The organism is Rhodopila sp. (genome assembly GCF_035548235.1).
Lineage (GTDB): Bacteria > Pseudomonadota > Alphaproteobacteria > Acetobacterales > Acetobacteraceae > Rhodopila.
This window is the reverse complement of sequence record NZ_DASZTJ010000247.1, coordinates 1-12,947: the sequence shown is the minus strand read 5'-3', so window position 1 is coordinate 12,947 and position 12,947 is coordinate 1. Positions and strand designations below refer to the sequence as shown.

The 12,947-nt window shown below is 69.0% G+C and carries 11 protein-coding genes; 5 read left to right on the top strand and 6 right to left on the bottom strand.

Translation table 11 applies throughout. The annotated features are described in order from the left end of the window. Positions 1-2: 2 nt before the first annotated feature. The gene (locus VHB27_RS19945) at positions 3-620 is read left to right on the top strand and encodes an MlaC/ttg2D family ABC transporter substrate-binding protein (protein WP_325603829.1); all 618 of its coding nucleotides are present in this window, start codon (positions 3-5) and stop codon (positions 618-620) included. Here the strand turns inward: VHB27_RS19945 and VHB27_RS19940 are convergent. Both VHB27_RS19940 and VHB27_RS19935 read right to left on the bottom strand, forming a co-directional pair. Continuing rightward, positions 583-1,131, bottom strand: coding sequence for a GNAT family N-acetyltransferase (locus VHB27_RS19940; RefSeq protein ID WP_325603827.1), 549 nt, complete (start codon positions 1,129-1,131; stop codon positions 583-585). The genes VHB27_RS19945 and VHB27_RS19940 overlap by 38 nt on opposite strands. A gap of 24 nt (positions 1,132-1,155) precedes the next feature. Continuing rightward, entirely contained in the window at positions 1,156-1,893 is a 738-nt protein-coding gene (locus VHB27_RS19935) for a class II aldolase/adducin family protein (protein WP_325603825.1), read from the bottom strand. 147 nt (positions 1,894-2,040) lie between these two features. Here VHB27_RS19935 and VHB27_RS19930 point away from each other — a divergent pair, with 147 nt between their 5' ends. Together VHB27_RS19930 and VHB27_RS19925 are read left to right on the top strand one after the other, a co-directional pair. Then, complete coding sequence (locus VHB27_RS19930) at positions 2,041-3,186, top strand: phytanoyl-CoA dioxygenase family protein (protein ID WP_325603823.1); 1,146 nt, start codon at positions 2,041-2,043, stop codon at positions 3,184-3,186. A gap of 13 nt (positions 3,187-3,199) precedes the next feature. Then, positions 3,200-3,601: a rhodanese-like domain-containing protein gene (locus VHB27_RS19925; protein WP_325603821.1), complete on the top strand. Its 402-nt coding sequence runs from the start codon at positions 3,200-3,202 to the stop codon at positions 3,599-3,601. Between the two features lie 27 nt (positions 3,602-3,628). Here the strand turns inward: VHB27_RS19925 and VHB27_RS19920 are convergent, their stop codons facing one another. Both VHB27_RS19920 and VHB27_RS19915 read right to left on the bottom strand, forming a co-directional pair. Further along, entirely contained in the window at positions 3,629-4,240 is a 612-nt protein-coding gene (locus VHB27_RS19920) for a DUF2939 domain-containing protein (RefSeq protein ID WP_325603816.1), read from the bottom strand. A 35-nt stretch (positions 4,241-4,275) separates the two neighbouring features. Next, positions 4,276-5,394: a diaminopropionate ammonia-lyase gene (locus VHB27_RS19915; RefSeq protein WP_325603814.1), complete on the bottom strand. Its 1,119-nt coding sequence runs from the start codon at positions 5,392-5,394 to the stop codon at positions 4,276-4,278. Positions 5,395-5,452: 58 nt separating this feature from the next. On the opposite strand from VHB27_RS19915, the gene denD reads away from it, so the two are divergent. Both denD and VHB27_RS19905 read left to right on the top strand, forming a co-directional pair. Further along, on the top strand, positions 5,453-6,427 hold the full coding sequence (gene denD / locus VHB27_RS19910) for a D-erythronate dehydrogenase (RefSeq protein ID WP_325603812.1): 975 nt from the start codon (positions 5,453-5,455) through the stop codon (positions 6,425-6,427). A 218-nt stretch (positions 6,428-6,645) separates the two neighbouring features. Continuing rightward, entirely contained in the window at positions 6,646-8,535 is a 1,890-nt protein-coding gene (locus VHB27_RS19905; RefSeq protein ID WP_325603810.1) for a chloride channel protein, read from the top strand. A gap of 522 nt (positions 8,536-9,057) precedes the next feature. Here VHB27_RS19905 and VHB27_RS19900 read toward each other — a convergent pair. After that, complete coding sequence (locus tag VHB27_RS19900; protein ID WP_325603808.1) at positions 9,058-11,112, bottom strand: hydantoinase/oxoprolinase family protein; 2,055 nt, start codon at positions 11,110-11,112, stop codon at positions 9,058-9,060. Continuing rightward, positions 11,109-12,884 carry a hydantoinase B/oxoprolinase family protein gene (locus VHB27_RS19895; protein ID WP_325603806.1) on the bottom strand — a complete coding sequence of 592 codons (1,776 nt, stop codon included), beginning with the start codon at positions 12,882-12,884 and terminating at the stop codon, positions 11,109-11,111. Before VHB27_RS19895 ends, VHB27_RS19900 begins: the two co-directional genes overlap by 4 nt. Between the last annotated feature and the right edge of the window lie 63 nt (positions 12,885-12,947).

Sequence of the window (12,947 nt, the reverse complement as noted above, 5' to 3'; positions counted from 1 at the left end):
GCATGATTCTCCGCCGGGACTTCCTGACGATCGCCGCCGCGACGGCGCTGATGTCCTTTGCCCCCGCCTGGGCGCCACGCGCGCGGGCGCAGGACACCGGCAAGGCCACCAGCTTCGTCAAGCAGACCGGCGACCGGCTGGTCGCCGTGGTCAACGGCGCGGGATCGTCGCAGGACAAGCGCGCCCAGATGACGCAGATCCTGAACGACGCCGTCGACGTCGACGGCATCGCCAGGTTCTGCCTCGGTCGGTTCTGGCGCACCGCCACGCCCGCCCAGCAGCAGGAATACGTCAGGCTGTTTCACCAGGTCCTCGTCACCAACATCACCTCCAAGCTGGGCGAGTACAAGGGCGTGTCCTTCGTCATGGGACGCGCCCGGACCGACGGTGAGAACGACGTGGTCTCGACCACCGTGAACCGGCCGAACAATCCCCCGACGGCGGTCGACTGGGTGGTGACCGATGTCAGCTCCAACCCGAAGATCGTCGACGTGCTGGCCGAGGGCACGTCGCTGCGCCTGACCCAGCGGCAGGATTACGCGTCCTACCTGGTCCACAACAACAACAGCGTCGACGCCCTGATCAGCGCGATGAAGAACCAGGTGGCCAGCAACGGCTGACCGGGACCGGTCCCGCGACGCTCTCGTACAACACCATCGCGAAGCCGCGCTGCTCGAACGCTTCCACCTCCCGCATGCCGATACCGCCCAGGATCATGCGGGAGCCGAAGTTGCTGGTCCGAGCCACGGCGACGATCCGGGGGATGCCGGCCCTGTCGTGACCGAAGCGAAGCGCCGCCAGGGCCGCCTCCCGCGCCAGGCCCCTGCCTTGCGCCTCGGGCCAGAAGGCGAAGCGCAGGGCGACGCCGCGCCCGTCCGAACGGTGCGACAGGCCGGTCACCCCGACGAATCGCTCGGCCTCCCGCACCGCCCAGATGCCGTAGCCCCATTCGCCCCAGTGCCGGACGTCGTCGGCCAGGTCCGCGGCGGTTTGCGCGGCACTGCGCACGCCGCCCAGCATCACCGCGAACACCGACGGCGCCGCCTTGATCGCGGCCAGGTCCGGCAGGTCGACGCCGTTGACCGGCGTCAGCACAAGCCGCCCCGTGCGCAGGGTCCAGGCCGGATTCATGGCGAGGCGGGACGCGACGGCGGTTCAGTCGCGATAGCCGGGGTCGATCCCATCGAGTTGGCGAAGATACGCCGGCCATTCGGCCGACGCGCGCCCCTTGTCGTGCTTTTCGTACTGTGCCGCGACATGCTCACAGACATGCGGTGGGATTTCCAACAGTTCGGCCCCGGTCGCTTCCATCTGCAACTGGATGCGCGCGGCGCGGACGAACTCCTTCATCAAGGAGAACGCTTCCCGCGCGGTTTCCCCGACGGTGGTGATCCCGTGATGGCGCATGACCAGCGCCCGGTTCTTGCCCAGCGCGGCGACGATCCGTTCGCGTTCGTCGAAGCTGTCGGTCAGGCCTTCGTAATCGTGGTAGCCGACGCGGTTGTAGAACCGCATGGCGTTCTGCGACAGCGGCCGCAGCCCGTGCTTCAGGCCGGACAGCGCGATGCCTTCCTCGGGGTGGACGTGCACCGAACACGCCACGTCCGGACGGCCGCGCAGGACGCCGCTGTGCAGGGTGAAGCCGGGGCGGTTGACGCCGGCGCGCTCGTCCAGGTCGTCGTCCATGCCGACCTCGACGAGGTTGGACGCGGTGACCTCGGTATAGAGAAGCTCATGGCGCTTGATGAGGAAGCGGCGCGGGTTGGACGGCAGGCGCATGGCGGCGTGGTTGAAGATCACGTCCCCCCAGCCGTGCAGGGCCAGCAGCCGATAGACCGCGGCAAGGTCGATGCGTGCCTGGATATCGGCGTTGGTGTCGGTCATCGCGTCCATCGGCCGTCTCCCGCTTTTGGCTGCCCTCTCCGGGCTGCCCTTGATAAAGGAGCGGCGATGCAGCGGCAATCGCGATGTCGCCGGCGTGTTTGCCAGCCCGCGGCCGATTGCCTAGCCTGCCGTCGGACATCGATCGCAGGAGAGGTCATGAACGAGATCGGCCGCATCGGCTACGGCCCCGAGGAAGCGGCGATGCAGGCCTATCTGGAAGCGGGCGCGGAACGCGCGCGCACGCTGGGCAATCGCGGGCCGATCCGGTTCACCGAAGACGGACGCGTCCATCCCGACATCCTCGACGCCTATTGGCGCACCGGCTTCTACGTGTTCGAGAACGTCGTCGACCAGGAGGAACTGGCCGATATCGAAGCCGGCATGAAGGACGTGCTGAGCCGCCTGCCGGTCGCGCAGGGCGCCGAGGTCGACGCAGAGGGCCGGCCGGCGCTGGGCCTGGGGCTGAAAGCGCCGACGCTGTTCTGGTCCAAGCCGCTGGGCGACCCGGTCGGCGGCACGTCGGAGAACAAGGGCCGGCACCCGGTGAAGATGTTCGAACCGACGCCGGACGCGGCGGCGCCCAAGGAGATCGTCTACCTGATCCTGGGGTCGCTGCAGTTCGCCGACGCCGCATTACGGTTGTATGGACACCCGAAGCTGCTCGCGGTGGCGGCAGGGGTGAACGGCGACGATTTCGTGCCGTTCAACGAATCGCTGTTCATCAAGGAACCCGGCCGCGGCGCATCGGTGGCGTGGCACCAGGACGGCGTGACGCACTGGAACAGCCCGGACTGGGACATGGGCTCGCACGGGTTCAACTTCATGGCGCAACTCTATGGCTGCACGCCGGCCAACGGCGTCTGGGTCGTACCGGGCTCGCATCGCCGGGGCAAGGCGGACATCAAGGCGATGGTCGCCGCGGCCGGCACCGAACGCCTGCCGGACGCCGTGCCGATCGTCTGCGCGCCGGGCGACGTCGCGATGACCAACCGCCAGGCGGTGCATGGGTCCTTCGCCAACACCAGCACGCAATGGCGCATCACGCTGAACCAGGGCTTCCACCGCCGCCGCTCGATCCTGGGCGTCGAGAGCGGGGGCGTGTACCGTTCCGCTTGCAACTACGACGCGGACTTCATCCGCCGGCGCGCCCGGCTGATCGGCTACGCGATCGATGCGCGCCGCCAGCGCTATCCGGATGAGGCCGCTTACGCCTATGCCCCGCTGGCGGGAGAGACCTATCGCTGGGACGACGCCGCGAAGGCGGATATCCGCGACTACCACCTGGAAGACCTGAGCATCTGACCGGAGGCGGATCGTGCCGATCAAGAAGGGCTACAAGCAATTGCTGGCCGAGGCGAACGCCGAGGTCCAGACCCTGCCCGTCGCGGACGCCGTCGCCTTGCACGGACAGCCGGACGTGGTGTTCGTCGACCTGCGCGACCCGCGGGAACTGGACCGCGAAGGCCGCATGCCGGGGGCGTTCGCCTGCACGCGCGGAATGCTGGAATTCTGGATCGACCCGGAAAGCCCCTACGCCAAGCCGGTCTTCGCCGAACCGAAGAGGTTCGTCTTCTTCTGCGCCGGCGGCTGGCGCTCCGCCCTGGCGGCGAAGACGGCGCAGGACATGGGGCTGGAGAACGTCGCGCATATCGAAGGCGGGTTCGGCGCATGGAAAAAAACGGGTGGTCCGGTGGAGGCGCCGAAGCCCAAAGGGTGAGGCGGTTGGGGTGAGGCGATAACGCCCCTACGTCCGGTCCCCGCCTTGCCCGGACAGCAGGTCCACCGGCAGCCAGACGCGGTCGACGCGCCATTCGCCGTGATGCATGGTCATTTCCATCCGGATCGGCTGCGTCTGGCCCGGCGCCTTCAGATCGACCTGGAACGTCGTCGGGCTATCGAAGAACGCCCATTCGACGTGGACATCGGCGCCGCGCATCTCCGCCGCGGGCTGCTTTGCATGCGCCGCGCCGTTGCTGCCTGCCGCCGCCAGCGCCTGCGGGGTCACGGTCCGGTCGATCGAGCTGGAAGCAATGCCGCGCATGAACGACGCCCCGAACGGCGGCAGGCTGTTGCCTGCTTTCGAACCGGGATCGTCGACCACGTAATCGCAGATGTCTTCCTTGATCCCCTCGCGCACGGACGGCCAGTCGACCAGCGTTTCCAGGGTGCGGGCGTCTCCGCCGCGAATGGCATGGCCGATCCGGTACAGAGTGACGTAGGGGTAGGCTGCGTAGGCCACACCCACACCTGCCAGTGTCGCAAGCATCAGCCCTCTGACACGCATCGTCGTCGCTCCAGCACTGCGCCTAAAAGATATCGCACTAACGCACAGGCCCGCACTGATTTCCTCGGACAAGAACCGAAGCTTGTCAACAAGTGATTGATAAATCGTTAAGTCGGCAATTGGTTGCGGATTCGGTCATAGACCGCGCGGTCGGTGACGCCCTCGGTCCCGAACACCAGGACCCGGCTGTCCGCGGTCAATCCCAAGCGGCGCCGCGCGGCTTCGTCGGCGGCAGCCAGGCGGTACCCCGCCAGCCCCGCGACCCCCGATTCGCCGACGGAATGCCCGGAACCGGCCAGCCAGCGCAGGGTTTCCGCCGCCGCCTCGTCGGGGATCGCCATGAATCCGAACGCCGCGCGCCCCAGTTCCTGCCATGCCAGCAGGCTTGGTTCCCCGCACGCCAGCCCCGCCATGATCGTCTCCAGCGCCCCGCCGACGACGGTCGGCGCGTTCGCCACGGCGCTTTCATACAGGCACGCAGCCGTTTCAGGCTCTACGATCACAAGTTTGGGAGACGGGTTGAACCGCGCGCGCAGGTGGACGGACACGGCGGCGGCGGCACCCCCGACGCCGGCCTGGACAAAAACATGGGTGGGCGCAGGCCCGGCCCATTGGTCTGCCGCCTCGTCCGCCATCACGCGGTAGCCCTGCATCACGCTGCGCGGCACCTCGGTGTAGCCGGGATAGGAGGTGTCGGACACGACGAACCATCCGTTCGCCTGCGCCTGGCGATCGGCCTCCCGCACCGCGTCGTCGTAGTTGCCGGGCACGCGGACGACCCGCGCGCCGAATGCGGCGATGGCGTCGACGCGGCCCTGGCTGACGGTTTCATGCACGAAGATCACGCAACGGCAGCCGGCCCGCCGGGCGCCCCAGGCAACCGAACGGCCGTGGTTGCCGTCGGTGGCGCAGGTGACGGTGACGTCGGTGCGACCTCGAACACGTTCGGCGGCGACCAGCGTCTCGACCGCATAGGCGCCGCCCAGCGCCTTGAAGCTGCCCAGCCCGAAGCGCGGCCCCTCATCCTTCAGGCGGACCAGCGCCGCCCCTTCTCCCGGCCCCGGCGCATCGACCGCCGGCAGGTCGACCAGCGGCGTCGGCGCGTAGCCCGGCCAGGCCGCGATCGCCGCCCTGGCGCGCCGGAACCCGGCATCCGGCAGCACCACCAGACCGGGCGTCCCGTGATTCGGATTGATGAATAAACGGAAGGGATGGCGAACGGTCATGCGCGCACGGTGGACCGCCGCCGCGGCCGGTGCAATCTATGCGGCGACGGAGGGACGCATGAAGATTTCCATCCTGGGCGGTGGCGGATTCCTGGGCCGCAAGATCGCGGCGAAACTGGCGAAGGACGGTACGCTGGGCGGCAAGCCGGTGACCGGCCTGACGCTGTTCGACATGACCGCCCCGCCGAAGCCCGACGCTTCCTTCCCCGTCACGGCGCTGGGCGGCGACGTGGTCGACCTGCCCGCGGCGGCGATCCCCGACGGCACCGACGTCGTCTTCCATCTCGCCGCCGTCGTCAGCGCGGCGGCCGAGGCGGATTACGACCTGGGCCGCCGCGTCAACCTGCGCGGCACCGACGCGGTCATCGATCGATGCCGTGCCCTGTCCCGCCCGCCCCGCCTGGTCTTCACCAGTTCGGTCGCCAGCTTCAGCGCCAGCCAGAGCATGACCCTGCCGGACAACACCCGCCAGGTGCCGGGCAACAGCTACGGCGCACAGAAGGCGGCGGCGGAGCTGATCCTGGCCGACGCCTCCCGCCGCGGCTTCATCGACGCGGTATCGATCCGGCTGCCCACCGTCATCGTGCGTCCCGGCCGCCCGAACAAGGCAGCCAGTTCCTTCTTCTCCGGCATCGTGCGCGAGCCGCTGCTGGGCCTGGACACCGAGTTGCCGGTCGGCGACGACTTCGCCGTCTGGGTCTGCAGCCCACGCCGAGCGGTGGACTGGCTGCTGCATGCGGCGGCGATGGACACAAGCGGGATGGGGCTGGACCGCAGCGTCGATCCCCCCGGCATCAGCACCACGGTCGCCCACCTGCTTCAGGCGTTGGAGGAGGTCTCGCCCGGCGCGTCGGCGCATGTGAAACGGGTCGAGGACACGGCCATCGCCGCGATCGTCTCCACCTGGCCGCCGGCGTTCGAAGCGATGCACGCCCGCACGCTGGGATTCTCGGCGCATGAGCCGGTCATCGACGTCATCCGGGCGTTCATCGAGGACGACCTGGCCGCGACGCGCAGGGAACGCGGGATGTGACGGGACATGGCCGGCCTTGTCGCGCGGAGCGAGGGCCACGGGAAGCGCGGGCCACGGGAAGCGAAGGCCACGGGAAGCGAAAGGTTGCCGCGCTGCACAAACGGAACGAAACTTTTACCACACTGCTGCCCCAATAAGCGGGTGATCTAACTTCTGGAACCGGTATAGGTTGCCTCCCCTGCTCTGTTCTCATTTCCTGGATCGCCCGGACGTCGCGCATGCCGATATTTAGCGGCAATTCTGGTTTGGCGAAGTCCGCCGGAGCCTCTGTCCGAGGCGCTGCCCTCCTGGGCCACCGCGGTGACGACGCGGACGGCGGGGCGACGATTCATACCACCGCGCGCCGCCCGCGGCGGCCGCTGGGATCGGCCGTACTGCACGCGCCGCAGGTGCTGCGGGCCCTGGTGCGCACGGACGAGATTTGGCTGGTCGTCCTGGCCGCGTTCCTGGGTTGCGCCGCCGGCCTGATGGTCCGGGCGATGACCGAAGCCGCGCAGCTCATCCACCAGACCCTGTTCCTGATCAAACCCTGGGAACGGCTCAGCGCTCGGGCGACGCTCGATCCGTACCGCACCGTATTGGTGCCGGCGTTGGGCGGCCTGGCCTTCGGCCTGATGAACCTGGTCCTGGCACGCTTGAGAACGAGGCGCACGGCCGACCCGATCGAAGCCAACGCCCTGTTCGGCGGCCGCATGTCGCTGTCCGGCAGCTTGATCGTCGTGCTGCAGACGATCATCTCCAACGGCGTGGGCGCCTCGATCGGACTGGAGGCGGGCTATACCCAGATCGGGTCGGCCATCGGCTCGCGCATGGGACACGCCTTCCGCGTCCGGCGCAACGACCTGCGGCTGCTGGTCGGCTGCGGCGCCGCCGCGGCGATCGCCGGGGCGTTCAACGCGCCGCTGACCGGTGCCTTCTATGCGTTCGAGCTGATCATCGGCACGTACACGCTGGGCGCCTTCGCGCCCGTGGCCGTGGCGGCGCTGGTGGCGCAGGCGGTGGTGCAGTCGCTGGGCAGCTCGATCTTCGACCTGAACACCCAGGTGCCCGGACATCTCGAGCCGCTGGATTACATCCCGGTCCTGGCGCTGGGCATGCTGTGCGCACTGCTGGGCATCTCCATCATGCGCGGGGTCACGGTCACCGAGGAGGTGTTCCGCCGCAGCGGCGTGCCTGGCTGGGCCCGCCCGGCGATCGGCGGATTGGCCATCGGCACGCTGGCCCTGGTCACGCCGTCCGTCCTGTCCTCGGGCCACGGCGCCCTGGGCTTTACGTTCGAGCAGCACGACCCGGTGCGCTGGGTGGTGCTGCTGGTGGCGCTGAAGGCGACGGCTTCGGCGATCTCGATCGGCTCCGGCTTCCGCGGCGGCTTGTTCTTCGCGTCGCTGTTCCTGGGGGCGCTGCTGGGCAAGGCGTTCGCCGGGACGCTGGCGCTGATCAGCCCGGCGCACGCCCTGCCCCAGGCGGTCTGCTGCCTGGTGGGCATGAGCGGACTGGCCGTGGCGATCATCGGCGGTCCGCTGACCATGGGCTTCCTGGCGCTGGAGGCGACGGGCAGCCTGCCGATGACGGTCGCCGTGCTGGCCGCCTGCGTCGTGTCGTCGCTGACGGTGCGGCGGACGTTCGGCTACTCCTTCGCGACCTGGCGCTTCCACCTGCGCGGGGAGGCGATCCGCAGCGCCGTCGATATCGGCTGGATGCGCAACCTGACGGTCGGGCGGATGATGCGGCGTGAGTACCGGTCGGTGCGCGCGGACACCCCGCTGGCGACGTTCAAGCGGGATTTCCCGCTGGGGACCACGAACCGGGTCATCGCGCTGGACGAAGACGACCGCTACGCCGGCATCGTCCTGCTGCCCGAGGCGCATGCCGACGCCGACGACGACCACAAGGTGCGCGACATCCTGCATTACGACGAGACGGTGCTGCTGCCGCAGATGACGATCAAGGAAGCGGTGGCGATGTTCGAGAACGCCGAAAGCGACGCGCTGGTGGTGGTGGATACGGTCGAAAGCCGGCACGTGATCGGCCTGCTGACGGAGCAGTACGCGCTGCGCCGGTACAGCGACGCGCTGGACCGGCGGCGGCGGGAACTGTCGGGGGAATAGCAGCCACAGGAACCTGGAGTGCATTCTAGGTTTCCACTGGCCTGACTTGGCGCCGACGGAGGCGGAGATGAAGCACACGCTTCTCGCTACCGCCGCACGCCATGATCGGCGACGTGCCTTGCTCATGATCACGCTGAACAATGGCGTCGTCGTCGGCTTTCCGCTCGACGGCATCCGGGCGCTGGAAAGCGCTCGCCCCGGACCAACTGCGCCGCATCGTCATCGAAGCGGGAGGCTACAGCATCCATGTTCCGTCCCTGGATATCGACCTGTCGATCCCGCGTCTTCTGGAGGATCGGCTTGGCCCGACGGTGATGAAACGTGCGGTCAGCCGGGCGAATGCATCCCGCAGGAACGGGCGGTTGGGGGGGCGACCGCGGAAGTCGGCGGCATGATGACGCGATGCGGTGCGCCGCCACGCCGCCACGCCGCCACGCCGCCACGCCGCCACGGGGCGGTCCCGCATTGTCGCGATTTGGCCCACCTTGCGGATGGACCAACGCGCGAAATCCCGCGCTCTTGCTACCCCGTCAGCCGGATGTTCCCGAACCCGTCCACCTCCGCCGCCATGCCCGCCGGCACCAGGCAGGTCGCGTCGTATTCCTGCACGATCAGCGGCCCCGCCACCTTGCCTGCCAGCCCGGCGCGGTCCGTCACCTGCGTCTCGACCCATCCCGCCCCTGGGAACCAGGCCTTCCGGCTGGCGGGCGCCGCCTGTGTCTTCGGCGGGATCCGCCCCGGCAGCCGCGGCCGTTCCGGCAGCCCCCGCGCCATCACCGACAGCCCGATCAGTTCCACCGGCTCCTCCTCCGGCGCTCGGAATCCATAGGTCTTTTCGTGCTCTTCCGCGAAAAACCGAGCGATGAGGGCGGGCGGGAGGTCGCCGTCGGGAAGGGCGACCTCGATCTCGCTGGACTGTCCGAGGTAGCGGGCTGACGCCGCCCGCTGATAGGCCTGCCGCGCCACCGGGAACCCGTCGGCGGCGAGACGGTCGGCCCCCGCTTTCGTCAACTCCGCCAGGATGCCCGCGATCCGCTCCGGATCGGCCTGGTCCAGCCGCACGCGGATACTCTGCCGCGCATGATGCTCCGCATCCGCGACCAGCATGCCGAACGCCGAGAACACGCCGGGCAGCGGCGGGACCAGCACGCGGCTGATGCCCAGCTCCGCCGCGATCCCGGCAGCGAACAGCGGCCCGTTGCCCCCGAACGCCAGCATCGCGAACTGTCTCGGGTCCCTCCCCCGCTCGACCGACACCGCTCGGATCGCCCGCATCATGGTGGCGGAGGCGAGGCGCAGCATGCCGTGCGCGGCTTCCTCGACCGACAGCTTCATCGGGTCCGCCAGGTGCTGCCTGATCGCGGCCAGGGAGGCGTCCCGGTCCAGCCGCATCGCGCCGCCGGCCAGTCCGCCGGGATCGAGGTAGCCCAGCGCCAGGTTGCAGTCGGTGATCGTCGGCAGGGTGCCGCCGCGCCCGTAGCAGACCGGTCCCGGTTCGGCGCCGGCGCTGTCCGGCCCGACCTTCGGCGCGCCGGCCGCGTCGAGCCGGCAGATCGAGCCGCCGCCGGCCCCGACCTCCGCCAGGTCGATCGCCGGCAGCTTCAGCATGTAGCCCGCGCCGACCACCAGGCGGGAGCCGGCCATGACGCCGCCGCCCACCTCGATCGCCTCGGCGCGCAGGACCTCGCCGTCCTCGACCAGGCCCGCCTTGGCGGTGGTGCCGCCCATGTCGAAGGTGATGATGCGCGGCTCATCCAGCCGCCGCGCCAGGGCCGCCCCGCCGACGACGCCGGCCGCCGGGCCGGACTCGATGATATGCGCCGGCGCGTGCGCGACGAACGCGGCCGAGGCCAGGCCGCCGTTCGACTGCATCAGTTGCAGCGGCGCGGCGATCCCCAGCGCGCGCAGCCGGGCGTCGAGCGCGGTGACATAGGCGCGCACGACGGGCTGCACATAGGCGTTGATGACGGTCGTCGAGGTGCGGGGATATTCCTTGATCTCCGGCAGGATCTCGCTGCTGACCGAGATCGCGATGTCCGGCAGGGCCTCCCGCACCGCCGCCGCGACCACCTGCTCATGCGCCGGGTTGGCATAGCTGTGCAGCAGGCAGATGGCGACGCTGGTGACCTGTTCCGCCTTCAGCATGGCGATGACGGGTTCCAGGCTGCCCATGTCCAACGGCACCGCGACGGAGCCGTCGTGACGCATCTTCTCGGTCACTTCCAGCCGCAGCCGCCGCTCGACCAGGGCGCGCGGCTTGGTCCACCCGATATCGTACAGCCGGGGCATCCGCAGGTCGCGGATCTCCAGGATGTCGCGGAACCCCTTGGTGGTGACCAGGGCGGTGCGGGCGCCCTTGCCTTCCAGGATCGTGTTGGAGCCGACGGTGGTGGCGTGCAGCACGTCCGCCACGTCGCCGGCGGCCTCGCCGATCAGGCCGCGCAGCCCCTCGATGATGCCGTCGCCATAGTCGCGCGGGGTGGAGGCGGTCTTGAACGTGGTGACCGATCCGTCTTCGGCCACGGCCACGAGGTCGGTGAAGGTGCCGCCGATATCGACGCCGATGCGCAGGGTCATGCCGCGTACTCCCCATGCGGGAGGAAGGCGACATCCGGCAAGGGCGGTCGTTCCTTTCGCAACGTCTCGCGCAGCGCCGCGGTGGCGGCCTGGTCGATGACCGGCGGATCGCCTGCCGCGACGACGCCGTAGTCGCGCGCGGCGGCCTCGATGGTGACCAGCCCGTCGCGCAGGTCCCGGGCCACGGAACCGAGGTCGCGGTCCAGCGCCGGCCCCCAGCCGCCGGCGCCGGGCAGCTCGTGGCGGAAGACCTGGCCCTTGCGCAGGGTCATCGTGATCTTGGAATGCAGCGTCTCCTGGGTCGCCTGTCCGGGATCCATGACGTTCAGGCCGGGCGTGCCGGGGCCGCCGCCATATAGGCCATAGGGCCGGTGGGTCTGCCTGTCGGCACGCACCTGCAGCACGCCCTCATCGGCCAGCATCCGCCACGTCTTGCGCTGCGACATGCCGCCGCGGAACTTGCCGGCGCCGCCGCTGTCGGGGACGAACTCGTAGTCCAGCACCTCCAGCGGGTTCTCCGCCTCGATGACCTCGCAGGAGAACGATGCCATGTTGGCCATCATCATCGTGTTGCCGTCGAGCCCGTCGGCCCAGGGCCGCCCGCCCCAGGCGCCGGAGATGAAGTCGACATAGATGAACGGGTTCAGGTCCTTGTCGTAGCCGCCGATGGTCAGGCCTGTGTTGCCGCCGTCCGAGGCGGCGAAGACCTTGTCCGGATACAGCATCGCCAGCGCGCCGAAGGCGCAGTCGGTGCCGCGGAACCCGGTCAGCCCGCGCGCGGCGCAGGCGGCGGGCAGCTTGCCATGGGTGATCGTACCGAGCGGGGCGATGATCTTGATGGGGCGGAACACGCCGTCGTTGTTCGGCATGTTCACCGACAGCACGGACTTCACCGCGGTGAAGCTCATGGCCGCGGTGAAGGACAGCGTGTTGTTGATCGATCCTTTCACCTGGGGCGAGCTGCCGGTCCAGTCGACCTCCATCGAGTCGCCCTTCTTCCGGATCGTGCAGACCAGCGGGATCGGCTTGCCCGCGTCGATCTGGTCGTCGTCGATCCAGTCGGTGAAGGTCGCCTCGCCGTCCGGCAGCTCCAGCAGGCATTGCCGCGTCAGGCGTTCGGAGTAGTCCATCATCGCGACCATCAGCGTCCGCACGCCGTCGGCGCCATAGCGCCCGACCAGGTCGGTGACGCCGCGCACCGCGATCTCGCACGCCGCGAGTTGGGAGCGGATGTCGCCGAACACCCGGTTCGGCAGGCGCACGTTGCGCTCGATCATGCGGAACAGCGTCGTGTTGGGCTGCCCGCGCTCATACAGCTTCAGCGGCGGGATGCGCAGGCCTTCGGCATAGATCTCCAGGCTGTCGGATGCGTTGGACCCAGGCACCCGTCCGCCGACATCGGTGTGGTGGCAGATCGTCGCGGCGAAGGCGATCGGCTTCCCATCTGCGAAAACCGGCTTGAAGATGAAGATGTCCGGCAGGTGCATGCCGCCGTCGTACGGATCGTTGTTGATGAAGATGTCGCCTTCATGCACGTCCGAACCGAAATGCTTCAGCACCGCCTGCAACGCCACCGGAATGGAGCAGAGATGTCCGGGCAGCGACAGGCCCTGGGCGACCAGCCGCCCTTCCCCGTCGCAGATGGCGGCGCTGTAGTCCATGATGTTCTTCAGCACCCCGGAATAGGCGGTGCGGTAGATGGTCAGGACCATTTCGTCGCCGATGGCCGAGATCGCGTTGCGAAACAACTCTTCCGTGATGGGATCGAACATCAGCCCGCCTTCTGTCATGACGCGCGTATCTCAACACCGAAGCCGACGGGAGGCAATGCGCTG